The 24,126-nt window shown below is 68.9% G+C and carries 23 protein-coding genes; 11 read left to right on the plus strand and 12 right to left on the minus strand.

The window, feature by feature from the left end; translation table 11 throughout:
• From V6M57_RS14520 to V6M57_RS14550, 7 genes are all read right to left on the minus strand, one after another.
• Positions 1–441: NusA N-terminal domain-containing protein (locus V6M57_RS14520; RefSeq protein ID WP_332815711.1), on the minus strand; the 441-nt coding region annotated here is incomplete at its 3' end.
• Positions 442–465: 24 nt separating this feature from the next.
• The gene (gene rimP / locus V6M57_RS14525) at positions 466–1,032 is read right to left on the minus strand and encodes a ribosome maturation factor RimP (RefSeq protein ID WP_332815737.1); all 567 of its coding nucleotides are present in this window, start codon (positions 1,030–1,032) and stop codon (positions 466–468) included.
• Between the two features lie 450 nt (positions 1,033–1,482).
• The gene (gene arfB / locus V6M57_RS14530; RefSeq protein WP_332815712.1) at positions 1,483–1,902 is read right to left on the minus strand and encodes an alternative ribosome rescue aminoacyl-tRNA hydrolase ArfB; all 420 of its coding nucleotides are present in this window, start codon (positions 1,900–1,902) and stop codon (positions 1,483–1,485) included.
• A gap of 3 nt (positions 1,903–1,905) precedes the next feature.
• A complete protein-coding gene (locus tag V6M57_RS14535) occupies positions 1,906–3,507 on the minus strand; it encodes an ABC transporter ATP-binding protein (RefSeq protein WP_332815713.1) in 1,602 nt (533 codons plus the stop codon).
• Positions 3,504–4,568, minus strand: coding sequence for an ABC transporter permease (locus tag V6M57_RS14540; RefSeq protein WP_332815714.1), 1,065 nt, complete (start codon positions 4,566–4,568; stop codon positions 3,504–3,506). The genes V6M57_RS14535 and V6M57_RS14540 overlap by 4 nt, the downstream gene beginning before the upstream one ends.
• 25 nt (positions 4,569–4,593) lie before the next feature.
• A complete protein-coding gene (locus V6M57_RS14545; protein ID WP_332815715.1) occupies positions 4,594–5,628 on the minus strand; it encodes a microcin C ABC transporter permease YejB in 1,035 nt (344 codons plus the stop codon).
• Positions 5,625–7,427 carry an extracellular solute-binding protein gene (locus V6M57_RS14550; protein ID WP_332815716.1) on the minus strand — a complete coding sequence of 601 codons (1,803 nt, stop codon included), beginning with the start codon at positions 7,425–7,427 and terminating at the stop codon, positions 5,625–5,627. The genes V6M57_RS14545 and V6M57_RS14550 overlap by 4 nt, the downstream gene beginning before the upstream one ends.
• A gap of 37 nt (positions 7,428–7,464) precedes the next feature.
• Between V6M57_RS14550 and fabI the strand changes: the two genes are divergently transcribed.
• Complete coding sequence (gene fabI / locus V6M57_RS14555; protein ID WP_332815717.1) at positions 7,465–8,247, plus strand: enoyl-ACP reductase FabI; 783 nt, start codon at positions 7,465–7,467, stop codon at positions 8,245–8,247.
• Positions 8,248–8,424: 177 nt separating this feature from the next.
• Here fabI and V6M57_RS14560 read toward each other — a convergent pair whose 3' ends face one another.
• Positions 8,425–10,692 (minus strand): arginine/lysine/ornithine decarboxylase, encoded by a 2,268-nt coding sequence (locus V6M57_RS14560; protein ID WP_332815718.1) that lies wholly within the window; start codon positions 10,690–10,692, stop codon positions 8,425–8,427.
• Positions 10,693–10,865: 173 nt separating this feature from the next.
• On the opposite strand from V6M57_RS14560, the gene V6M57_RS14565 reads away from it, so the two are divergent.
• The 10 genes from V6M57_RS14565 to V6M57_RS14610 all read left to right on the plus strand — a co-directional run bounded on the left by V6M57_RS14565 (position 10,866) and on the right by V6M57_RS14610 (position 19,161).
• Positions 10,866–11,291, plus strand: coding sequence for an NfeD family protein (locus V6M57_RS14565; RefSeq protein ID WP_332815719.1), 426 nt, complete (start codon positions 10,866–10,868; stop codon positions 11,289–11,291).
• 30 nt (positions 11,292–11,321) lie between these two features.
• A complete protein-coding gene (locus V6M57_RS14570; RefSeq protein ID WP_332815720.1) occupies positions 11,322–12,245 on the plus strand; it encodes an SPFH domain-containing protein in 924 nt (307 codons plus the stop codon).
• Between the two features lie 116 nt (positions 12,246–12,361).
• On the plus strand, positions 12,362–12,712 hold the full coding sequence (locus V6M57_RS14575; protein ID WP_332815721.1) for a hypothetical protein: 351 nt from the start codon (positions 12,362–12,364) through the stop codon (positions 12,710–12,712).
• A gap of 219 nt (positions 12,713–12,931) precedes the next feature.
• On the plus strand, positions 12,932–14,005 hold the full coding sequence (locus V6M57_RS14580) for a polysaccharide pyruvyl transferase family protein (RefSeq protein ID WP_332815722.1): 1,074 nt from the start codon (positions 12,932–12,934) through the stop codon (positions 14,003–14,005).
• A 116-nt stretch (positions 14,006–14,121) separates the two neighbouring features.
• Positions 14,122–15,414: a Coenzyme F420 hydrogenase/dehydrogenase, beta subunit C-terminal domain gene (locus tag V6M57_RS14585; protein WP_332815723.1), complete on the plus strand. Its 1,293-nt coding sequence runs from the start codon at positions 14,122–14,124 to the stop codon at positions 15,412–15,414.
• Positions 15,415–15,589: 175 nt separating this feature from the next.
• Positions 15,590–16,720 carry a hypothetical protein gene (locus tag V6M57_RS14590; RefSeq protein WP_332815724.1) on the plus strand — a complete coding sequence of 377 codons (1,131 nt, stop codon included), beginning with the start codon at positions 15,590–15,592 and terminating at the stop codon, positions 16,718–16,720.
• Between the two features lie 18 nt (positions 16,721–16,738).
• Complete coding sequence (locus V6M57_RS14595; RefSeq protein ID WP_332815725.1) at positions 16,739–17,095, plus strand: hypothetical protein; 357 nt, start codon at positions 16,739–16,741, stop codon at positions 17,093–17,095.
• Positions 17,096–17,212: 117 nt separating this feature from the next.
• Positions 17,213–17,536: an H-NS histone family protein gene (locus V6M57_RS14600; RefSeq protein WP_332815726.1), complete on the plus strand. Its 324-nt coding sequence runs from the start codon at positions 17,213–17,215 to the stop codon at positions 17,534–17,536.
• A 105-nt stretch (positions 17,537–17,641) separates the two neighbouring features.
• The gene (gene chrA / locus V6M57_RS14605; protein ID WP_442968830.1) at positions 17,642–18,871 is read left to right on the plus strand and encodes a chromate efflux transporter; all 1,230 of its coding nucleotides are present in this window, start codon (positions 17,642–17,644) and stop codon (positions 18,869–18,871) included.
• A gap of 110 nt (positions 18,872–18,981) precedes the next feature.
• On the plus strand, positions 18,982–19,161 hold the full coding sequence (locus V6M57_RS14610) for a hypothetical protein (RefSeq protein ID WP_332815727.1): 180 nt from the start codon (positions 18,982–18,984) through the stop codon (positions 19,159–19,161).
• 201 nt (positions 19,162–19,362) lie between these two features.
• On the opposite strand, the gene V6M57_RS14615 is transcribed toward V6M57_RS14610, so the two are convergent.
• The 4 genes from V6M57_RS14615 to V6M57_RS14630 form a co-directional block, all read right to left on the minus strand.
• Complete coding sequence (locus tag V6M57_RS14615; RefSeq protein WP_332815728.1) at positions 19,363–19,860, minus strand: Csu type fimbrial protein; 498 nt, start codon at positions 19,858–19,860, stop codon at positions 19,363–19,365.
• Positions 19,857–22,622: a fimbria/pilus outer membrane usher protein gene (locus tag V6M57_RS14620; protein ID WP_332815729.1), complete on the minus strand. Its 2,766-nt coding sequence runs from the start codon at positions 22,620–22,622 to the stop codon at positions 19,857–19,859. The genes V6M57_RS14615 and V6M57_RS14620 overlap by 4 nt, the downstream gene beginning before the upstream one ends.
• A 67-nt stretch (positions 22,623–22,689) precedes the next feature.
• A complete protein-coding gene (locus V6M57_RS14625) occupies positions 22,690–23,472 on the minus strand; it encodes a fimbrial biogenesis chaperone (RefSeq protein WP_332815730.1) in 783 nt (260 codons plus the stop codon).
• Between the two features lie 12 nt (positions 23,473–23,484).
• Positions 23,485–24,012 (minus strand): spore coat protein U domain-containing protein, encoded by a 528-nt coding sequence (locus V6M57_RS14630; protein ID WP_332815731.1) that lies wholly within the window; start codon positions 24,010–24,012, stop codon positions 23,485–23,487.
• Positions 24,013–24,126 lie beyond the last annotated feature (114 nt).

Genomic DNA, 24,126 nt, shown 5'->3' on the forward strand with positions numbered 1-24,126 from the left:
GCGCTTGACGGTGCCCACGAAGATCTTGTCGCCGCGCGACATGAAGTCGTTCAGCAGCATCTCGCGCTCGGCGTCGCGGATCTTCTGCAGGATCACCTGCTTGGCCGCCATGGCGCCGATGCGGCCGATCGGCAGCGATTCGACCGGCTCCTCGATGTAGTCGCCCGGCTCGACGTCGGCCACCCGGTCCTGGGCGTCCATCAGCATCTCTTCGGCGTCGGGGTTCTGCAGGCCGGCGTCGTCCGGCACCACCAGCCAGCGGCGGAAGGTCTCGTAGTCGCCGCTGTCGCGGTCGATCGCCACGCGGATGTCCACCTCGCCCTCGTAGAGCTTCTTGGTGGCCTGGGCCAGCGCCGATTCCACGGCGCCGAACACGACGTCGCGCTCGACGTTCTTCTCGCGCGAGATCGCTTCCACCAGCATCAACAGTTCGCGGTTCATTTCCGTCACTCCCATAACCAGGGGCTAGTCCCCAGCCCCTTTCGAAGGCCTGCGGCCCTTGAAATCCACCACCGGCGCGAGCCGCGCCTCCTTCAATTCGTCCAGCGTGAAGCCGATCGCCTGCAGCGGCGCCGGCTCCTTCCTGCGGCTGACGCGCTGCCCCGGCTTGCGCTCGGGCTCGTCGCTCCACACCAGCTGCCAGCCGCCCTCGCCCCGGCCCAGGCGGCCGCGGAACTTCTTGCGGTTGGCCGGGACCTGCCCCGCCGCCGCAGCCCCCACCGGCGCCTTGAGCGTGATGTCGACGACTTCGCCGGCGAACCGCTCGAAGTCGCGTTCATCGCGCAACGGCCGGTCCAGCCCCGGCGAAGACACCTCCAGCCGCTTGTAGTCGACACCCTCGACTTCCAGCGCGTACTGCAGTTGCCGCGTCACCTTCTCGCAGTCCTCGACGTTGACGAAGGCCTGCTCGCCACCGGGCTGCCAGGGCATGTCGATCGTCACGCGCAGCAGGCCACCGGCGGAGCGTTCGATCTCCACCAGCTCGTATCCCAGCCCGGTCACGGTCTGCCGGGCGATGTCCTGCAGCGCCACTGCTTGCGTCATTCCCTGAAGTTCACCCGACCCACTTGCCGGCCGACTCGCGCCAAGTGCTTGTCGGCCAGCCAAAAAAAACGGGCGGTGAGTACCCGCCCGGTCCTGGTCGTGAAGCAAAGATTGTACCGTGCCAGTCGCGCTCGTGCAACTTCGGAAAGCCTGGCTCAGGCCTGGAAAGCGTGGTCCAGGGCTCCAGTTACATGCCGCCTGGAGTGCCATCCCGGGGAAAACCAGGATCCACCGCCGGGCCAAGCTCAAGCAGGGAGATGGATTGCGGCTCGAGGCCGCAATGACACCGTCGCGGCTCAGGTCCGCACTGAGACCGTCGCGGCTCAGGGCCGCAATGACACCGTCGCGGCTCGGGCCCACAACGACGCCGCCGGGCTCGAGGCGCAATGGCGGGGCCGCGGCCGCAGCAACGACACCGCCGCGGGACACCGTCGCGGCTCAGGGCCGCTGTGACACCGGCGAACGCATCAGCTTGAGCTCCGCCTTGCGCCGCTTGTCCGCCAGCCGCCGGCGGTCGGCCGATGCGGGCGCCCGGGTGGGCTTGCGCACGTGCGGCGGCTCGGCCGTGGCGTCCACCAGTTCCTGCAGCCGTTGCCAGGCCTCGGCCCGGTTCAGCTCCTGGCTGCGGTGTGCCTGGGCCTTGATCACCAGCACCCCGGAGCGGGTGATGCGCCGGTCCTGCAGCGCCAGCAGCCGGGCCTTGTGCTCATGGGGCAGCGAGGACGCGCGGATGTCGTAGCGCAGCTGGACCGCGCTGGACACCTTGTTGACGTTCTGGCCGCCCGCGCCCTGGGCGCGCATGGCGGTGATCGCCACCTCGCCGGGCTCGATCGGTGTCGTGCGGGGCCGCAGCGACATGGCTCAGGCCGCCGCGGCCACCAGCGCCCGGGTGTATCCGTGCGAGGGGCGCGCCAGCACGCGGTCGACCGGGCCCGACTCCAGCACCTCGCCGTCCTTCATCACCAGCACCTCGTGCGCCATCGCCCGGATCACGTCCACGTCGTGGGTGATCAGCAGGTAGGCCAGGCCCTTGTCGCGCTGCAGGCGCTGCAGGAGGCCCAGCACCTGCTTCTGGATGGTGACGTCCAGTGCGCTGGTGGGTTCGTCCAGCACCAGCAGCTGCGGGCCGACGATCAGCGCGCGGGCAATGGCCAGCCGCTGCCGCTGGCCGCCGGAGAACTCGTGCGGATAGCGGTCCAGCAGGCCGGGGAACTGCGCCTCGGCCAGGCCCACCTCGGCCAGCTGGGCCAGCACCCGTTCACGCCGGGCGGCGGCCGGCAGGCTCGGCTCGTGCACGAGCAGGCCTTCCCCCACGATCTCCTCGACCGTCATGCGCGGCGACAACGAGGAGAACGGGTCCTGGAACACCACCTGGACCTGGCGCCGGATCGGCCGGTTGGCCGCGGCGCCCGCCGCCCAGCGGCGGCCGACCACCTCCAGCCCACCGCGGTGCGGAACCAGCCCCAGCGCGGCCAGCGCCAGCGTCGACTTGCCCGAGCCGGATTCGCCGACCACGCCCAGCGTGCGGCGCGCCGGAATGGCGAAGTCGGCGCCCCGGACAGCGATGAACTCGCCGTGCCGGAACCAGCCCCGCACGCCGGGAATGGGCACGGGGTAGGCCACCTGCAAGTCGCGCGCCTGCATCACGGCGGCGGCCGAGTTGCCCTCCTCCACGTCGCGCACCGGCCGGCTGTCGATCAGCTTGCGGGTATAGGGGTGCCCGGGGTGGGCGAACACCGCGTCCACCGCCCCCTCTTCCACCAGGTGCCCGCTCTCCATCACGGCCACGCGGTCGGCGAACCTGCGGACCAGGTTCAGGTCGTGGGTGATCAGCAGCACCGCCATCCCGGTCTGGCGCTGGAGGTCGTCGAGCAGCCCGAGGATCTGGGCACGCAGCGTCACGTCCAGCGCCGTGGTGGGCTCGTCGGCCAGCAGCAGGCGGGGCCGGCTCGCCAGCGCCATCGCGATCATGGCGCGCTGCCGCTGGCCGCCCGAGAGCTGGTGCGGGAAGCTGTGGGCGCGGCGTGCAGGCTCGGGAATGCCGGTGGCGGCCAGGGCTTCGACCGCCGCGTCCCAGGCCTGCCGGCGGCTCAGCGATTGCTTGAGCTCCAGGACCTCCGCCACCTGGTCGCCCACGGTGAAGAGCGGGTTGAGGGCCGTCATCGGCTCCTGGAAGATCATGGCGATGTCGTCGCCGCGGATGCCCAGCAGCTCGCGCTCGGGCAGCTGGAGCAGATCCACTGTGCGCCCCTCGGGGCGGACGTTCGCCAGCTGCGCCGATCCGGTCACGGCGGCGTTCTGCACCAGGCCCAGCAAGGCCAGCGCGGTCACCGTCTTGCCCGAGCCCGACTCGCCGACCAGGGCCAGCTTCTCGCCCTCCCGGATCCTGAAATCGACGCCGTGGACGACCTGCTTGCCGCCGAAGGCCACGCACAGGCTGCGCACGTCGAGGAGCTCGCTCATGTGCCCGCCTTCCTCGGGTCCAGCGCATCGCGCAGCGCATCGCCCATGAACGTCAGCAGCAGCAAGGTCACGGTCAGCACGGCGAACGTCGATATCGAAATCCACCACGCATCCAGGTTCGCCTTGCCCTGGTTGAGCAATTCACCCAGCGAGGGTGTCCCGGGCGGCACGCCCAGCCCGAGGAAGTCCAGCGCCGTCAGCGCCAGGATCGCCGCGCTCATGCGAAAGGGCAGGAAGGTCACCACCGGCACCATGCTGTTGGGCAGGATGTGCTTCCACATCAGGCGGCCGTTGCCGACGCCCAGCGCGCGCGCGGCACGCACGTAGTCCATCTGCCGGTTGCGCAGGAACTCCGCCCGCACGTAGTCGGACAGCCCCATCCACCCGAACAGGGACAGCAGGATCAGCAGCAGGGCGACGCTGGGCACGAAGATCGCCGAGAAGATGATCAGCAGGTACAGCTCGGGCATGGAGCCCCAGATCTCGATGAAGCGCTGGAAGGCCAGGTCGGTCTTGCCGCCGAAGAAGCCCTGCACGGCGCCGGTGAGCACGCCCACCGCCACGCCGATGGCCGTGAGCGCCAGTCCGAACAGCACGCTGACCCGGAAGCCGTAGATCAGCAGCGCCAGCAGGTCGCGCCCCCGATCGTCGGTGCCGAAGAGGTTCTCGCCCGACGGCGCCGCCGGATTGGGCTGGCTGGCGAAGTAGTTCAGCGTCCTGGGGCCGTAGGGGTTGGGCGGGTAGATCGCCCAGTTGCCTTCTTGGGTGAGCTGCTTCCTGACGAAGGGGTCCAGGTAATCGGTGGGCGTGTGAAAGTCGCCCCCGAACGTGGTCTCCGGGTAGTCGCGCAGGACCGGCACGTAGAAGCTGCCCTCGTAGCGCACCAGCAGCGGCTTGTCGTTGGACAGGACCTCGGCGAACAGGCTCAGGATCACCAGCACCGAGAAGATCACCAGGCTGGCGAAGCCCAGGCGGTTGCGCCGGAAGCGCTGCCAGGCCCGGCGCGACGGCGAGGCGGACACGGGCTTCGGCGTTGTCGCCGGCACGTCCGCGTCGGGCATGGGGCGAAGCGGCGCGGTGATCCGGTCAGTCGAACTTGACACGGGGATCCACCAGGACGTAGGAGAGGTCGCTGATCAATTTGGTCACCAGCCCGATCAGGGTGAAGAGAAACAGCGTCCCCAGTACCACGGGGTAATCGCGCCGGATCACGCTTTCGTACGACAGCAGCCCCAGCCCGTCGAGCGAGAACAGCGTCTCGATCAGCAGCGAGCCGGTGAAGAACGCGCCGATGAAGGCCGACGGAAAGCCCGTGATGATGGGGATCAGCGCATTGCGGAACACGTGCTTCCACAGCACCCGCCGCTCGTCCAGGCCCTTGGCCCGCGCTGTCAGCACGTATTGCTTGCGGATCTCCTCCAGGAAGGAGTTCTTGGTCAGCATGGCGGTGACCGCGAAGCTGCCGAACACCATCGCCGTGACGGGCAGGGCGATGTGCCAGAGGTAATCAACGACCTTGCCGGCCAGGCTGAGCTGGTCCCAGTTGGCCGAGGTCAGCCCGCGCAACGGGAACCACTGGAGCTGGCCGCCGAACACCACCAGCAGCGCCACGCCGAGCACGAATCCGGGAATCGCGTACCCGACCAGCACGACCAGCGTGGTGACGAAGTCGAAGCGCGAGCCGGCCCGCACCGCCTTGGCCACGCCGAGCGGCACCGCGATCAGGTAGCTGAGGAAGAAGGTCCACAGCCCCAGGCTGATGGAGACCGGCAGCTTCTCCTTGACCAGCTGCCACACGTCCTTGTGCTGGTAGAAGCTCTTGCCCAGGTCGAAGCGGGCGAACTGCCCCAGCATCTGCAGGAATCGCTCGTGCGCCGGCTTGTCGAAGCCGTACAGCTTCCTGATCTCCTCGATGCGCTGCGGATCGATGCCCTGCCGGCCACGGTAGCCGGCACCGCTGACGGCCGCCCGCTCGCCACCCGAATCGCGGCCCTGCAGCTGCGCCACCATCTGCTCCACCGGGCCGCCGGGCACGAACTGCACGATGGCGAAGGTCACCAGCAGCACCCCCAGCAGCGTGGGAACCATCAGCAACAGGCGCTTGAGGATGTACGCGGTCATGGCGAGCCGCGATTGTCGGGCGAGGCCCACCACGTGGCCAGGGCCCAGATGTCCGCCTCGTAGTACGGCGGGATCACCGGCGGCAGCACGAAGCGCTGCGCCCGGTAGCCGATGAAGAAGGCGTCGCTGTAGTACTGCGGGATCGAGTAGAAGCCGTGCGAGAGCACGCGGTCCAGCGCCCGCATCGCGGCATTCAGCTCCGGCCGCGTCGTGGCTTGCACCACCTTCTGCAGCAGCGCGTCGACGGCCGGATCGGCGATGCCCCAGTAGTTGGCCGATCCGTTGGTCCGGGCGGCCTGGGAGCCGAAGTACTCCAGCAGTTCGCCGCCCGGCGCCACCCGGCCGGGGATGCGCCGCGTGGTCAGCTCGAAGTCGAAGCGGTCCATGCGCTCCTTGGCCAGCGAGAAGTCCACCTGCCGGTACACCCAGCCTATGCCCAGCTTGGCCAGCGCCTGCTCGAACGGCGCGACGATGCGCACGATGGAAGGCTGGTCGTTCAGAAACTCGATCACGAAGGGTTCACCCTTGGCGTTGCGCAGGGCGCCATCGCGGTAGGTCCAGCCGGCTTCGGCCAGCAGCCGCTGCGCCTGGCGCAGGTTGTCGCGCAGGCTGTCGGGCGGCAGGGTGCTGGGCGGAATCGGGGCCGGCCCGAACACCTCCGGGCGCAGCTTGTCGCGCAAGGGCTCCAGCAACGCGAGCTCGTCCGGCTTGGGCAGGCCCTCCGCATGGAAGTCGCTGTTGGGAAAATAGCCCTGCACCCGCTTGTACAGGCCGTAGAACAGTTGCCGGTTCATCCACTCGAAATCCATCGCCAGGCCGAGCGCCTGGCGCACCCGGATGTCCTGGAACTTGGGCTTGCGCAGGTTGAACACGTAGCCCTGGAAGTCGCCCGGGTTGCGATTCTCGAAGGTGGCCTTCTTCAGCTCGCCGGTGTCGAACTGCCGGCCCTTGTACTGGCGCGCCCAGTTGCGCGAGGTGAACTCGCGCATGAAGTCGAACTCGCCGGACTTCAGGCCCTCGAAGCGGGCCGTCTCGTCCAGGTAGATCTTGAAGCTGACGCGGTCGAAATTGAACTGGCCGCGGCGCACCGGCAGGTCCCTGGCCCAGTAGCCCGGGTCGCGGGCGTAAGTGACGTCGCGCCCCAGTTGCGGGCTGGCGATGCGGTAGGGGCCGGAGGCGATCGGCACCTCCGTCACCACCTGGTCGAAGGCCTTGCCCTTGCCCCACTCGCGGCTGAACACCGGCATGCCGCCCACGATCAGCGGCAGCTCGCGGTTGGGCGACAGGAAATCGAAGCGCACCGTGCGCGCGTCGACCTCGATGGCCTGCCTGACCTCCTGGTAGATGGTGCGGAACTGCGGTGCCGCCTTGTCGCTGACGAGGGTGCGAAAGGAATGCACCACGTCGGCCGCCAGCACCGGCTTGCCGTCGTGGAAGCGCGCTTCGCGGCGCAGCCGGAAGGTGGCCGACAGGCGGTCGGGCGCGACCTCCACGTCCTCGGCCAGCAGGCCATAGGCCGTGGTGGGTTCGTCGAAGTTGCCGGTCAGCAGGCTGTCGAACATCAGCACCGTCATGCCGTACGGCTCGGTGCCCTTGAGCGTGAACGGGTTGAACTTGTCGAAGTTGGTCGGCCGCGTGGGCGGCACCATGCGGATCTCGCCGCCCTTGGGCGCTTTCGGGTCGACGTAGGCGAAATGGGTGAAGTCCGGCGGGTATTTGATGTCGCCGAACTGGGCATAGGCATGGGCGGCCCAGGAAGGCGCCGCCACACATGCCAGCAGGAGGAGCCAGGCCCGCATGCGACAATTCTGCCGACTTTTCACCACGACAAGACCGATGGGATTCCTGACTGGCAAGAAATTGTTGATCACGGGCGTGCTGTCCAACCGCTCGATCGCCTATGGCATTGCCCGGGCCTGCCACCAGCAGGGCGCGGAGCTGGCCTTCAGCTACGTGGGCGAGCGCTTCCGCGATCGGATCGTGGAATTCGCCGCGGAGTTCAATTCCGACCTGGTCTTCGATTGCGACGTGGGCGACGACGCGCAGATCGACAAGCTGTTCGCGGACCTGTCGGCGCGCTGGCCGAAGTTCGACGGCTTCGTGCACAGCATCGGCTTCGCCCCGCGCGAGGCGATTGCCGGCGATTTCCTCGACGGCCTGTCGCGCGAGGCCTTCCGGGTGTCGCAGGACATCAGCGCCTACAGCTTCCCGGCCATGGCCAAGGCCGCCCTGCCCTACCTGTCGGACCACGCGTCCCTGCTGACGCTGAGCTACCTGGGCGCGCTTCGCATCGTGCCGCACTACAACACCATGGGACTGGCCAAGGCCTCGCTGGAGGCGTCGGTGCGCTACCTGGCCGGCTCGCTCGGGCCGCGCGGCATCCGGGTCAACGGCATCAGCGCCGGACCGATCAAGACGCTGGCGGCCAGCGGGATCAAGGACTTCTCGCGGCTGCTGGGCATCGTGGCCAGGTCCGCCCCGCTGCGGCGCAACGTGACGATCGAGGACGTGGGCAACGTCGCCGCCTTCCTGCTGAGCGACCTGGCTTCGGGCGTCACCGCCGAGATCAGCTACGTGGACGGCGGCTTCAGCCAGGTCGCGATCGGGCTCGAGGAGTAGCGGTCCCATTGCGGCCTCGCCTGCCCCGGGCTCGATCCGGGAGCCGAAATCCACCCAACGTTTGTGTCATTGCGGCCTTGAGCCGCCATCCATCTCCGGCGCGCTTTTCGGCGCCGGGTGATGGATCCCGGCATTCGCCGGGATGACACGGATGCCGGCTCTCGCCGGGGTGACACCCTACCGCCTCACGCAGTCCGCGTAGTACCGCCGCTTGCCGCTCGCGTCGACCTCCTCCACCAGCCCGTGGATGTCGGTCTCGAAGCCCGGACAGGCCTCGTTGAACTCGCGCGAGAACTTCAGGTAGTCGACGATCTTCCGGTTGAACACCTCTCCGGGGATCAGCAGCGGGATGCCCGGCGGGTACGGCGTCACCAGTGAAGTCGTGACCCGCCCCTCCAGTTCGTCGATCTCCACCCGCTCCGTCTTGCGATGGGCGATGTGGGCGAAGGCGTCGCTGGGCTTCATCGCGGGCGTCAGGTCCGACAGGTACATGTCGGTGGTCAGCCGCGCGATGTCGTACCTGGCATACAGCTCGTGCACGTGCTGGCACAGGTCGGCCAGGCCCATGCGCTCGTAGCGCGGGAACTGCTGGCAGAACTCCGGCAGGATGCGCCACATCGGCTGGTTCTTCGCGTAGTCGTCCTTGAACTGCTGCAGCGCGGACAGCAGCGTGTTCCAGCGGCCCTTGGTGATGCCGATGGTGAACAGGATGAAGAAGCTGTACAGGCCCGTCTTCTCCACGATGACCCCGTGCTCCGCCAGGAAGCGCGTGACGATCGAGGCCGGGATCCCGCTGCGGGCGAACTTGCCGTTCAGGTCCAGGCCGGGCGTGACGACCGTGCACTTGATCGGGTCCAGCATGTTGAAGCCCTCGGCGAGGTCGCCGAAGCCGTGCCACTTGGCGGTGCGCGACTCGCCCTTGATGATCCAGTCGTCGGCGCGGCCGATGCCCTCCCCGGCCAGCTTGTCCGGGCCCCAGACCTTGAACCACCAGTCCTTGCCGTAGGCCTGGTCGACCTTGCGCATGGCGCGGCGGAAGTCCAGCGCCTCCTGGATGCTCTCCTCGACCAGGGCGGTTCCGCCGGGCGGCTCCATCATGGCCGCAGCCACGTCGCAGCTCGCGATGATCGAGTACTGCGGGCTGGTGGAGGTGTGCATCAGGAAGGACTCGTTGAACAGGTGGCGGTCCAGCTTGTTCTCCTCCGCGTCCTGCACCAGCACGTGGCTGGCCTGGCTGATGCCGGCGAGCAGCTTGTGGATGGACTGGGTGGAGTACACCAGCGAGTGCTTGGGCCGGGGCCGCTTCTTGCCCATGGCATGGAAGGTGCCGTAGAAGGGGTGGAACGCCGCGTGCGGGATCCAGGCCTCGTCGAAGTGCAGCGCGTCGACGTAGCCGTCGAGCATGTGCTTGATGGTCTCGGTGTTGTACAGCACGCCGTCGTAGGTCGACTGCGTCAGCGTCAGGATGCGCGGCTTGACGTGATCGGCGTCCACCCCGGCCAGCAGCGGGTTGGCCCGGATCTTGGCCTTGATCGCCTCGGGCGAGAACTCGCTCTGCGGGATCGGGCCGATGATGCCGAAGTGGTTGCGCGTCGGCTTCATGAAGACGGGAATGGCCCCGGTCATGATGATCGAGTGCAGGATCGACTTGTGGCAATTGCGGTCCACCACCACCACGTCGCCCGGCGCCACCGTGTGGTGCCAGACCATCTTGTTCGACGTGCTGGTGCCGTTGGTCACGAAGAAGCAGTGGTCGGCGTTGAAGATGCGCGCCGCATTGCGCTCGCTGGCGGCCACCGGCCCGGTGTGGTCCAGCAGCTGGCCCAGCTCGTCCACCGCGTTGCAGACGTCGGCGCGCAGCATGTTCTCGCCGAAGAACTGGTGGAACATCTGGCCGATCGGGCTCTTGAGGAAGGCCACGCCGCCCGAGTGGCCCGGACAGTGCCACGAGTACGAGCCGTCCTCGGCGTAGTCCAGCAGCGCCTTGAAGAACGGCGGCTGGATCCCTTCCAGGTACGACTTGGCCTCCCGGATGATGTGGCGGGCCATGAACTCCGGCGTGTCCTCGTACATGTGGATGAAGCCATGGAGCTCGCGCAGCACGTCGTTGGGCAGGTGCTGCGAGGTCTTGGTCTCCCCGTAGATGTAGATCGGCACGTCGGCGTTCTTGCGCCGCACTTCCTGGATGAACGCGCGCAGGGTCAGCACCGCGGGCACCTCGTCCGGCCCGACGGAAGTGAACTCCTCGTCGTCTATCGACAGGATGAATGCGCTGGCGCGGCTTTGCTGCTGCGCGAACTGCGACAGGTCGCCGTAGCTGGTGACCCCCAGCACCTCCATGCCCTCGGCCTCGATGGCCTGCGCCAGCGCGCGGATGCCCAGGCCCGAGGTGTTCTCGGAGCGGTAGTCTTCGTCGATGATGACGATGGGAAAGCGGAACTTCATGCGGGACTCCCGGCTCCGGGCGCGAACGGACAAGGGGCGAAGTGTATGAAATCGGGCAAGCCCTTCGCCGGGAATCGAGCGGGCGCCGGACAGCTTGTGGCCCCCGGCCGACGCACCGGTATGGCTTGCGACGACAATCGCCGCAAGGACGAGCCAGAGGACAGGAGGCGCAGATGGCGGATTCGACCTTGTGGTGGCTGCTGGCCGGCGCGGCCGTGGCAGCCGAACTGGTGACCGGCACCTTCTACCTGCTGATGGGAGCCATCGGCCTGGCGGCGGGCGCGCTGGCCGCCCACCTCGGGCTGGGCCTTCCGGCGCAGCTGGTCGTCGCGGCTGCCGTGGGCGGCGGCGCGGTGGCGGCCTGCTATTTCGTGCGCCGCCGGCTGCCCTCGGCGCCGCCGGCGGCCGCCAACCGCGACGTGAACCTGGACGTGGGCGAGACCGTGGTGGTGGAGCGCTGGCAGCCCGACGGCACGGCCCAGGTGCGCTACCGCGGCGCGAACTGGACCGTTTCGCACCTGCCGGGCGAGATCCCCGTTGCCGGCCTGCACCGCGTGCGCGAGGTGGTGGGCAACCGCCTCGTCGTCGAGAAAGCCTGAACAACCCCAATAGCCCGGAGGAGAAGAAGCATGGAAATCGCAATCGTCCTGTTCGTCATCGCGGTGATCTTCGTGGTGCGCGCCATCAAGGTGGTGCCGCAGCAGCACGCCTGGGTGGTGGAACGCCTGGGCAAGTACAACGCCTCGCTGTCGCCGGGCCTGAACTTCCTGATTCCGTTCGTCGACAAGGTGGCCTACAAGCACAGCCTGAAGGAGATCCCGCTGGACGTGCCCAGCCAGGTGTGCATCACCCGCGACAACACCCAGCTTCAGGTCGACGGGATCCTGTACTTCCAGGTCACCGACCCGATGCGGGCCAGCTACGGATCGTCCAACTACGTCGTCGCCATCACCCAACTGGCCCAGACCACGCTGCGCAGCGTGATCGGCCGGATGGAGCTGGACAAGACCTTCGAGGAGCGCGACATCATCAACGTGCAGGTGGTGCAGGCCATCGACGAGGCGGCGCTGAACTGGGGCGTGAAGGTCCTGCGCTACGAGATCAAGGACCTCACGCCGCCGGCCGAGATCCTGCGCGCGATGCAGTCGCAGATCACCGCCGAGCGCGAGAAGCGCGCCCTGATCGCCGCGTCCGAAGGCCGCCGCCAGGAGCAGATCAACATCGCCACCGGCGAGCGCGAGGCCTTCATCGCCCGCTCGGAAGGGGAGAAGCAGGCCGAGATCAACCAGGCCCAGGGCGAGGCGGCCGCCATCCTGGCGGTGGCCGAGGCCAAGGCCGAAGCCATCCGCAAGGTCGCCGAAGCCATCCGCCAGCCGGCCGGCGAGCAGGCCGTGCAGCTGGACGTGGCCGAGAAGGCCATCGACGCCTTCCGCAACGTGGCCAACGAATCGCAGACCACGCTGATAGTGCCCGCCAACATGACCGAAGTGTCGACCCTGATCAGCTCGGCAATGCGCATGTTCCAGGCGGGCAAGGCGGGAACATCGGCCTGAGCGGCGGCCCGCGGGCCGTCCGGTCTGCTGCGCCCAGGCGGCAAGCGGCCGGGCATGCGCGTTGCCCCTTGCCTGGCTGGCGCCCGTCCGGAGGTGCCCCAACAAGGAGCAGACCCATGCAAGGAAACCAATTGAAGCAGCGAATCGACAAGATCGAGCAGTGCACCGACGACGCCCAGCGCGCCGTGTCCAGCGGTTCGGCCACCCCCGAGTTGCGCCAGTGCGTGCAGGACATGCACCAGCAGGCGCGCCAGTTGCAGCAGGCTTGCAGCGGTGGCCAGCAGCAGATGGGGCAGCAGGCGAGCCAGGACAGCGGCCTGCGCCAGCAGGTGGCGCAACTCGAACAGACCGCCGATCGCGCGATGCAGGCCTGCCGCCAGGCCGGCAGCAACGTCGACCAGCAGACGCAGCAGGCGGTCCAGCGCGCCCACCAGGAAATCTCCAGCGTGAAGCAGCAGATGCAGTAACCGCGTCGGCGCCCGTTCGCCTGCGCGCGGCGCGGCGAACGGGCGCCCACGGGCGCGTCGCGCACGGCACGCCCGACTGTCGGCCGCGCCCTACAACCCCTGGATCTCGCCGCTGATCGTTTGCCGGCGCTGTCTGCTGCAGGATCCCCGCATGGCCAAGCCGCCTCGCCTTTTGGCCTGTCCGACGCCCGCACCCGCGGTGGTTGCCGGGAGCCGGGCGTGAATGTCGCGCTGCTCACCCTGCACCGCTGCATCAATTACGGCTCGTACTGGCAGGCTCGCTGCCTGCTCGAGGGCCTGCGCGCGCTCGGGCACGATGCCGTGCTGCTGGATCACCGCACCCCCCGCATCGACCGGTCCGAGTACCGGTGTGCGCTGCAGCCCTTGCTGCCGCTGCGCTCGCCGGCGGCAGACCGGCCGGCCTACGCGCGCAAGGTGCGCCGTCTCGCCGAAGCGGTGGATGCGCTGCCGCGCACGGCTCCCTTCAGCCTGGACGAGCCCTGCGCCGTCGAGGACTTCGAGGCCGTGGTCATCGGCAGCGACGAGATGTGGAACTTCCACCACCCCTGGTTCGCCGCCTGCCGCCTGTTCTTCGGCGAGGGCGTCGTCGCGCCCCGGCTGGTAGCCCATGCCTGCTCCTTCGGCAACTACCCCGCAGCGCGTGGCCTGCAGCCGGAGTGGACGCGGAGATTGCTGCGGTTCGACAGCATCACGGTGCGGGACCACAACTCGCGCGACCTGCTGCGCGAGGCCGCCGGCATCGACTGCCCGCTGGCACTGGACCCCTGCCTGCAGTTCGAGCCCGGCCTGGCCGGCGCTCCGGCCGCCGACCCGGGCATGGCCGTCCTCTACGGCCACAGCTTCAGCCCCTGGTTCCGGCAGGCGGCGCTGCGCTGGGCCCGTCGCCGGCGCGTGAAGCTGGTGAGCATCGGCTATCGCAATGACTGGGCCGACCACCAATGGCTGGATGCGGGCCCGGATGGCTTCGCCGGCTTGCTGGCCGAGGCCGGCTTCGTGCTGACCAATTTCTTCCACGGCTGCGTGTTCGCGCTGCGGTTCGGAAAGCCCTTCGTCTGCGAGGACTCGCCCTACCGCTCGATCAAGGTCCGCAGCCTGCTCCGGCAGCTGGACTGCGGCGAGCGCCTGGCCGTCGAATCCGCGGGCCACCGCGCGCTGGCCGGCGCACTGGACACGCCGTTCTCGCCGGCCTTGCAACGCCGGCTGGCCGAATGCCGCGAGGCCTCCCACGCCAGCCTGGCCGATGCCCTGCAGGCGGACCGGGCGGTGGCATGAACGGGCCCGCGCAGCCGCCATCGGTGCCACGGCTCGCGCCCCGGGACCTGCTGCGTTCCGGCCTGTGCGTGGGCTGCGGCAGTTGTGCGGCGCAGCCGGGCCCGCATGGCCGGCGGATGGCATGGGACCGGGACGGCCAGCTCGAGCCGGCCGGCCCCCGCACCGCCATGGCCCGGCCGGATGCGCAACTCGCCCGGACCTGCCCCACTTCACCCTGGGCGGCCAACGAAGACGAGCTGGCCCGGGCGCTGTTTGCCGGCGCCACGCACATCGACCCTCTGGTCGGCCGTTACCGGAGTGCGTTCGTGGGCGCCGTGGCCGAGGGGCGGTTCCGCGAGCGCGGGAGCTCCGGTGGCATGGTGACCTGGACGGCCAGCGAACTGCTGCAGCGCGGCCTGGCCGACGCCGTGGCGCACGTGGCGCCCACGGCGGATCCTGCCGTCGACGGCCGCTTCTTCCGCTACCGGCTGTCGCGCACCCCCGCCCAGCTGGCCGACGGCGCCAGATCGCGCTACTACCCGGTGGAGCTGTCGCAGGTGCTGCAGGAGATCCGCGCCACCCCGGGCCGCTACGCCGTGGTCGGCATCCCCTGCTTCATCAAGGCGGTGCAGTTGCTGCGCCGCGAGGACGCCCTGATGCGCGAGCGCATCCGCTTCACCCTGGGCCTGTTCTGCGGCCACATGAAAAGCGCCCGCCTGCTGGAAAGCTTTGCCTGGCAAATGGGCGTCGAACTGCCGGATGTGGCCGGCGTGGAGTACCGCTTGAAGAACCCGGGGCGGCCGGCCAGCTGGTACACCGCCCAGTTGCGCCTGCGCGATGGCCGCACCCTGCAGCGCGACTGGTTCCACCTGGCCGAAGGGGACTGGGGCTCGGGCTTCTTCCAGAACGAGGCGTGCAACTTCTGCGATGACGTGGTGGCCGAGACCGCCGATATCTCCTTCGGAGACGCCTGGGTCGAGCCTTACACGCAGGACGGCCGCGGCACCAACGTCGTGCTGGTGCGATCGCCGCTGCTGCACGAACTGGTCGCTGCGGCCATCGACCAGGGCCGGCTGGCACTGGCGCCGGTCGATGCCGATTTCGTGCGCCGCACCCAGGCCGCCGGCCTGCGGCACCGGCGCGAGGGGCTGGCTTACCGGCTCACGTGGGCGCGCCCGGCGGGCCTCGTGCCCCGCAAGCGGGTGGCGCCCGGCACCGGCTCCCTGCCGCGCCCGCGCAAGCTGCTGTACCGCATCCGCGCCCATGTCGCCCGCTGGAGTCCCGCAGTCTTCCGGCTGGCCCGGGCCTTGCGATGGCAGTGGCTGTACCTGGCATGGGCGCGGGGCGTCGTCGTCCTGTACCACGGAGTGGCCTACTCGCGCGGGCGGCTCGGGGCCGTGCTGGCGCGGCTGGGCTGGCGGGCTCCCTGACCGCAGCGACAGCTCCACCTCTGTCTATTTGTCTAAATCGATGATAGACAGTCACTTAGACAGATGCAGGCCCGGCAACTGTTTCGCCAAGGCAACACGTGCGAGTGCTCTGTCTTGACACAATATCTTAGACAGACAAATATCTGCCAAGACTGTTCAAAGACAGAGACCACCCGTGCTGACCAGCAAGGAAGTTCTGGAGCGGACCGGCATTTCGCGGGCCACCCTGAACAACTACATCGCCAGCGGCCTGATTCCCCGGCCGGACGTGCAGCCGCCCGGCCCCGAGCACGGGGCGGCGCCGCGCATCGGCTACTTCCCGGACGGCACGGCCGAGCGCATCGAGCAGATCCAGCGCTTCAAGCGCCAGGGCTGGGCCATGGCCCGCATCGCCGCGCATTTCAGCGGTCGCCCGGATTCGGCGCCGTCGGTACCCGCGGCGTACGAGGTGGCGGCCGGCGCTGGACCCGCGGCGCCGGACCGCCCGGCGATCGCGCCGCCCCAGTCCGCTGGCTCGCCCTTGGCGGCGCCCGGCCGCTCCCCTGCCCATCCGCTGAAGACGCCGGCAGGTCTGGCCCATCCGCCGCTGCCCTCGCGCAGCGCACCCGCGCCCATCCTGACGCCGGTCGCCGTGCTCGTCAGCACCCTGCAGGGCGCGTCCGACCTGTGGCTGCACCTGCCGGCCGGGGAGTACTTCGAGCTGGTCAACGAGATCTGGATCGAGCTGGACCGCATCTTCGCCAGCCACGGCGGCCGCCATGGCAGGCATCCTGGCGAGGGCATGGTCTGCCATTTCCTGCCGCAGCCTTCCGGCAACCACCTGTGGAACGCCCTGTCCGCCGCCCTGCAGGCGCGCGAGGTGATGCGGCAGGTCAGCAGCCGCTGGCAGGCGCGCAAGGGCTGGGACATCGAGCTGTTCATGAACACCGGCGTGGACGAAGGCCAGGAATGGCTGGGGCCGCTGCGACTGGCCGAACCGATCGAACTCACCGTGGTCGGCGGGGCGGCGGACCATGCAGCGCAGTTGTCTCGCAGCGCCCGCGCCGGCGCCATCTGGATCACGCGCAACCTGATCGGCAAGCTCGCGCCGGACGAGCGGCGCCGGGTCGGCTTCGGCGTGCCCCGCCCTTCCCCGGACCACCGCCCCTTGCTGTCCAGCTTCGCGCGCCTGGAGGAACTGGCCGGCCTGCAGACCCCACCCGCCGCCATCCCTGCGGGCCTGGCCCAGCTTGCCGTCACCGAACTGCTCGAGCTGCGCGATGCGCCGGCAGCGGCGTCCAAACCCACCCCCGAAGGCGCCGCCTGAGCGCCACAGGAGCATCCCATGCGTTGGTTCAAGCCCAATCTGCGCAACAGCCTGCACGCCATCTTCAGCGCCGGGCCGCCGGCCCCGCAGGACGATCCGGACACGGTCGTCACCATCGAGGACATCCGCCATCGCATGCTGGACCTGCTGTCGGCCGAGGCGGAATCCGAACGCCTGGCGACCGTGCGGCGCCGGATCCGCTACGCCGTGAGCGTCGAGGCCCTGTGGTTCCTGCGCGGCGAAATGATGGCGGTGCTGTCGCGCAGCCGGGGCGAAGCGCTGGCCCTGGAACAGATTTCCGAGATCAGCGAGATGTTCGACGACCTGCTGCCCGAAGGGCTGCGCTCCCGGCCCAGCCCGCTGGGCCGGGGCTGAGCCGAGGTTCTCAATGAATGGCCGGCCTCCCCCGAGTGGACTGCGGGCAAGCCGCGCCTCCTCCTGATTTGCCTGAATTCGGCTAAATTCGCGGCTCTCTCGAAAAAAGGAACGGAATTGGCAACCTACCTGGAATTGAAGGCGCAAGCGGAAAAACTGATGGCGCAGGCGGAAGAATTGCGCCAGCGCGAAACCGAGCAGGCGATCGAGGACATCAAGGCCAAGATGAAAGCCTTCGGCCTGACCGCGCAGGACCTCGGGTTCGGCGGCGGCTCCGGCCGGCGCTCCCCGGCTGCCAAGCGCCGCAGCCCGGCCGAAAAAATCGTGAAATACCGCGGCCCGAATGGCGAAACCTGGTCGGGCGGCCGTGGCCGCAAGCCCAAATGGGTCACGGACGCGCTCGCGAGCGGCAAGACGCTGGAAGATCTCCAGGTGCGCTGAATTGGCCCTTGGCCAAGCCTCCGGTAGTCACCTGGCGGCCCGGATTCCGGCCCTCTGTTTTCAGGCCGTTCAAATCGGAATTGGCCCAATAGCCGCGGCGGCGCCGTGACGAGCCCCCGCGACATCGCACCCGCTTCCCCCGCATCCGCACGCGGCCGCGGCCATCCCGCCGAGGTGTTCTTCGCCTTCCTGCGCCTGGGCCTGACCTCCTTCGGCGGCCCGGTGGCGCACCTCGGGTATTTCCGCTCGGAGTTCGTCCAGCGGCGCGGCTGGCTGGACGACAGGAGCTTCTCGGACCTGGTCGCCCTGTGCCAGTTCCTCCCGGGTCCGGCCAGCAGCCAGGTGGGCATGGCGCTCGGCCTGTCCCGGGCCGGTTGGCTGGGCTGCCTGTCGGCCTGGCTCGGCTTCACGATGCCCTCGGCCATCGCGATGATCCTGTTCGCCCATGGCATCCAGCAGTGGGCCGGTCTCGCCGCCGGGGGCGCGGTGCAAGGCCTGAAAGTCGCGGCCGTGGCCGTGGTGGCGCAGGCGGTCTGGGGCATGGCCCGGTCGCTCTGCCCGGACAGGACGCGCGCCGGCCTGGCCTTGTTCGCGGCGCTGCTCACGCTGGCCCTGCCGACAGCCCTCGGGCAGGTGGCGGCCATCGTGCTGTCCGGCGTGGTGGGCTGGCTGGTGCTGAAGCTGCCACCGCAGCCCACCGTCGCTCAAGCCGGATTTCGCGTGCCCAGGGCAGCCGGGGCGGCGGCACTGGCGCTGTTTTTCCTGCTGCTGTTCGGGCTTCCCCTGCTCTCCGGCCTCGTCGGTGGCCGGCTCGCCGGACAGATCGAGGGCGTGTACCGGGCCGGCGCGCTGGTGTTCGGCGGCGGACACGTCGTCCTGCCGCTGCTGCAAGCCACGGTGGTGCCGGCCGGCATGGTGGGCAATCCGGAGTTCCTGGCCGGCTACGGGGCCGCGCAGGCCGTGCCCGGCCCGCTCTTCACCTTTGCCGCCTACCTGGGAGCGGTATCCGCGGGCCCGGTCGGTGGCTGGGCGGGTGGCCTCCTGTTCCTCGCCGTCATCTTCCTGCCGGCTTTCCTGCTGGTGGTCGGCGCGCTGCCCTTCTGGGACTCGCTGCGCCAACACGGAGCGATCCAGTCGGCGCTGGCCGGCGTGAACGCCGGCGTGGTGGGTGTGCTGCTGTCGGCGCTGTACGACCCGGTGTGGACCAGCGCCATCCACACCCGGGCCGACTTCGGCATCGGCCTGGCCGCATTCGGGCTGCTCGTCTACGCGCGCGTCTCGCCGGTCATCGTGGTGCTGCTGTGCGCGGCGGCGGGATTGGCAATTCCGGGGTAGCGCACGCGCGCTGCGGACCTGACTTCCTACAAGCGCGGAAGAACCCGCCTGACATACGCAGCGCACCCGGCGGGCAGACTCGTTTCGCGGATTTCGCGCGAGCGCAACCGATGTTCGACCTGCCGACCTATGTCTATCCGTTCGTGCTGGCGGTCGTCGCCGCGGTGGCCGGACGCGTGCTGGGCGGGCCGGTAAAGGAGAAGTCCTTCCCGGGATGGATCCTGTATGCCGTGGCCATCGCCTGCGTGATCATCGGCTTCGCGACGATCTGGCTGGGGCAAGCGGCCTGAACGCCCACCGGGCTTGCTTCGACGCCGGACGGCCGCGCTGCAATTGCGGCTGAGTTCATTCAGGAAAGTCCCGAAGGCGCGAATCTGTCGGGGCTTGATCGGCGGTGTGCTGGCGAAGAGGGCGGGGTTAAAGGGTAGCAGCACTCTCGAACGTTTTAGGGCGCGATCAGACTCGCGGTTCTTCCGCGCTCGGATCTCGGCTCAGGGGTTGTATGTGATCCTCACGGTCAGCGAGCTCGCGTAGTTTCCGACTCTCAGCTGGCTTTGTCCCGCGGCGACGCGCCCGAACACCGTGTGACTGCGGCTGCTGTCTCCAACGGGGATGCTTCCGCCAATGACTGCGCCCACAAAACCGTCGCCCCACACCGACGTGTAGGTTGTATCGGTATAGATGTTGAAGCTCATCGCGGGCCCGCCCGCATCGTGGGTAAGGTAGCGAGGCACGATGCTGTTGCCCTGCGCGCTGGGCCCCAGCGTGATCGTGTAGCTGCCGCCGGTGGTGATCGCTATGCAGCTCAGTGTGACCGTCGCGTCCGCCGTACGGTCGCTCGAGGCCAACTTTCCGGCGAATGTCAGGGGTTGGTAGCGGCCGAACGCCATGCCGGTCGAGCCGACACTGCACGATCCGGCCATGGCTATGCTTGCACTGCCCAAGCTGACAAGAGCCAGCGCCACTGAAGAACGCAACGGTTTTCTCATGGGGTTCTTTCCTCGCAGACGACGGGCCCCACAGTGACGGCGGCGCCGTCGTCACTTGGCGGAATGCGGAGATCCAGATCGCAGCCGTGGCCTTTCCAGCTCACCCGGATGCGCTGCCGGTCCGCCGTCAGGTCCGTCAGCCAGACTTCGCCGCGGCGGCCTGCGCGAAACTCACCGCCGCCTCCCAGGAGTTCCACGCGCGTGCCGACCGGCACGGGCTGGCGGTCGGCCTGCCGGAGCACCAGCAGCGCCTGCCGCGTCCGGCGCACGTCGAACCTGACCAGTGAACCTGTACGGGCGTACGGAACCACCTCTTGGGTGACGCTCGAAACCTGCGCATCCAGCGGCAGATCGGCCACATCGATTTCAATCACGTTCCTGTACCAAGGCACGAGCCCAGGCACGAACGCAAGACCACGCTCGTCCGTCTCGGTGACGACCTGATTGCTTCGCTTGATCGGCACGCCCGGCATGCCTTCGATCTGGACGACGGCGAAGCTCCCATGACCGATCGGTCGTGAGGCGAACGGCAGTCCGGACATCATCCCCAACGTCCCGCGCAAGCCGGCGCGGGAACTGACGCGAGCGTCCGCGTCGGCCACCACCTCGGCAGTCAGATCGCCATGCTTCGTGTTCATCTGCAGGCCCGCGCGAGCCCTCTGGTTTGCATCGGTGGAACTTTCCACGCGCCACCCCATGCCGGGGCCCGGCGGTGGCGTTCGCACCGCGAGCACGCTGGCGGCGGTCGAGCCGTCCTCTTGGCGCTCCGCTCTGGTGGCTGTGTAGAAATCGCTACCGAGCGGGACATTCAGGTTGATGCTGCCGCTCCACTCACGGCCGTCGCCCAGTCGCCGCGCGGCGGAGACCGTCAGCGAAGCCTGAGCGATTGGGAAGCTCAAGGAAAGACCGAACGAGCTGGCCCGTTCGCCATTCCAGCGGACGCGGCGAACGTAGTTGACGCCGCCGTTCACCGGGCCCCAGAGACGGCCACCAAGGCTGCCCAGGACCTGCTCGCGGGAGCGCAGGTCCGCTGCGCCCGGGACGCGGGATTCGCCAAAAGGTGCGAAGTCGCGCGTGGCGTACTCGTACTGGATCGAGCCGCCCCCGAGCGGTGTGCGCCGCTCGATGCCAAGCTGCACCAGCGCACCCTGCCCGGGGCGGCCGCGCAGCTGGTCGCGCGACACCGCTGCGGCCAACCGCCCTACTCCCCATGTCCCGAGCAAGCCCGCCACCTCCACTCCGGTGGCCTGGCGATCACGTTGCAGCTCCACCCGGCCTTCGGCGGTCAGGCGTGCCGTCATGCCGCGGCGGACCGTGGCCGCCGCGAAGGACTCGCCGTAGTCACTGTCCCGCCCGAACCCCGTGCGCAACCAACCGGCCTCCACCGAGAAATCCGTGAGGCCAGGAGCCAGCAGCTCGGGCGAGGCGTAATAGCTTTGCCGGATCACCGTCTGCCGCCCGAGCAGGTCGCGCACGACCATGCTGAGCTCGCCGGCGCCGGTGACGACCGGCACGCCGGTCAGGTCGAATGGACCCGGGCGCACGGACTGGGTGAAGCGCTGCGAGTCGTTGATGAGGAGATCGACCGTGGAAGGCAGTGCCGCCTCGCCCGACACGGTGGCGAGCGGCATCTGCACGAATCCGGGACGCAAGCCGAAGTCCCGGCCCCACCGCAGGCCGCCGTAACGCACCGGCCGGCTCCAGCCACCGCCAACGCCGATGGTGTCCCCGACCACGACGGACTGCATGGCGTCGGGCAGGTCGTACCGCCAATAGCTGTCCAGGCGGGCGGCCCTGCGGCCGGTGCCATCGTCGCTGAGCACGGCCGAGGTCACGGCCGTGCCGAAAGAGCCGAATCCGATCGCTTCGACCGTCGCGCCGGACGTGGCGGGCGTGCCGTTGCCGGGCCGGGTCACCGTCACGTCGTAGTTCAGGACAGCGCCTGCGGAGGAGCGACGGGGCCTGAGATGGGCACCCGAAGCGACCTCCATGCTCTCGGCCACGAAGGCTGCGGGCGGCGCCTCGATCTCGATGCGAAGAAGCTGCTTCTCCACGCGCAAGCGCGCACCCTCCACTTGGTCGACGGCGAAAGCCGGCGTCCCGTCGGACATCTCCAGCAGCGGGCCCGCAGGCGCAAGTCGCGCGGCTTTCCAGTTCTCGCTCGCGATCAGCACCTTTCCATCGGGCAGCAGCTCGGCCCGGGCGATATCGGCCTGTCGCAAGCCGTTGACGGTCAGGTCGACCAAGAGCGGCTCGGGCGCGGTGATCGGAGCAGAGGCGGACGCAACGCCCGGGGAGTACAACGGCGATGCAGCAACGGGCTCACGGGTCTCCGGCACAAGGTCCAGGAGCCACGTACTTCCGACGCGCCGCAGCCTGGGATAGACCGGCTGGCGCAACAAAAATTCCAATCGATCGGTGCTTCCCACCGTGCGCAGCGTGATCGATTGCAGCGGTCCGGTCGGTGCATGGGGCAAGGCGGGAAGCGGTGCCGCCAATTTCAGCGATGCGTCCGACCAGATCAGCGCCAGCGGATATGGGCCCGGCCCGCGCAAACCGGCCCATGCCAACACGGGCTCCGCTCCTACCGACACATCGATGCGGATTCGGGCAGCAGCGCCCTCCTGCTCGACGACGCTGATCGTCATCGGGGCGGCCGACGCGGCACCGAACCAGACCATCTGCGCGGCCGCGACCAGGGCCGAGAGGCCACTGCTCCCGCCCAGTGCATGCCTGATAAATGACGGACGCGCCCAGGTCAAGGTCCGATCACATTCCGGCGGCCGCTGCAAAAGCGCGGCCGCTCGACATGATGGCGAGCGGCCCCTGTCAGCTGCCGGCCGGCTCGGCCTGCAGCTCCTCCCCGCCGACCATTCGCACTAGCACGCTGCGCACGGGCCCGGACGCGAGCTCGCCCACGGACCATTCGCGTTCGTCGCCGGCCAGCACGGCCACGCCTTCCCCGAGGTCGATCGACTTGCGCCACCCGTCACCCGCCAGCGTCAGGGCCTGCACCTTCACACGGCGGTTGCCCGCATTCACGAGTTGCACGCAGCTTCCGTTCGCCGCGCGCGGAGTCGTCGTCGGGCACCCGCGCCAGCGCAGCGCGCCCACGACCGGTCCCCGGGGAGCCACCAGCACTGGCAAGTCGTAGGCCATCCGGAAATTGACCGCGGCGCCGCCTCCCGCGTCAATCGTCGGTCCGTCCTCGATGTCCTCGAGGACGAGCCGGTAGGCCATTTCGGTATCGGCCGGCAGGGAACCGCGTAACGCTAGCCGTAGCACCTGCTGGCTGCCGGGCTTGATGTCGGCGATGCGCGGCGTAACCACGAGGTCGTCGCTCGGTTGCGTGATCGCCGCTCCGTGCGCATCCTGCCGCCAGGAAAGCAGCTGGGCCTGCAGGCGCATGGGCCGGGTGGCCTTGTCGCTCAGCGCGACGCGGATGGTCGCTATCTTCTGCTTCGGCTTGAACTCAATGAGGACAGGACTGATGAGCGCCTGGGCCGTTGCCGCGACGCAGCCCACGAGGGCCGGGGCGGCAACGAGGCAGGCACGGACCCACCAGGCTGGGCACCCGCGCCACGAGCGTCGAAGTGTCCGGAAGAGCGCCATGCCCGGCCCTCCTCAGATGCCGTAGCTGCTGGTGATGGTGATGGTGTCGGTGTAGGCCTGCTTGGCCTTGCCACTCTTCTCGCTCGCGGCAATCGAACCGACGATGCTCAGGCTCTTGGTGGCCCCATCGGCGCTGAAGCCGGTGAACGCCGCCGCCGTGTTGTACGCGATCGCGGTGCCGCCGGACTCGCTGATGGTGTAGACGATGAAGGTGGTGGCATCGGCGCCCACCAGCCGGAAGCTGTTGGTCGCGCCGGCATTGGCGGAGGTGAACCGCAGTTTCGGCGTAGTCGTGCCGGTTGTGCAGATCGCATCAAAGGTGCCGCCGGAGAGCGAATCGCTGGCCGCACTGGAGGCCGCACCGTTGGTCAGCACGCTGAGTTGGCCGAACGCCAGGGCCGCGGTGTTTCCGATGGAGCACTCCTCCGCGATGGAGGCCGTGACGGCCATGGTGCCGGTGCCACTGTCCGTGGCGAAGGCCCCGACCGAAACCAGGGTGGCGGCAATGGCCGCGGCGAACTTGTTGAACTTGACCTTCATTCCTGAGTCCCTCTTGTAAAACGATTGCACGAACTACGAAGACTTCTTGTCCTCATAGGCTGGCGCGGGGAGAAGTGGGCCACCGGCCCCATACCCACTGATAGGCCGATTCTT

It is taken from the genome of Ramlibacter sp. (assembly GCF_036676645.1).
GTDB lineage: Bacteria > Pseudomonadota > Gammaproteobacteria > Burkholderiales > Burkholderiaceae_C > Ramlibacter.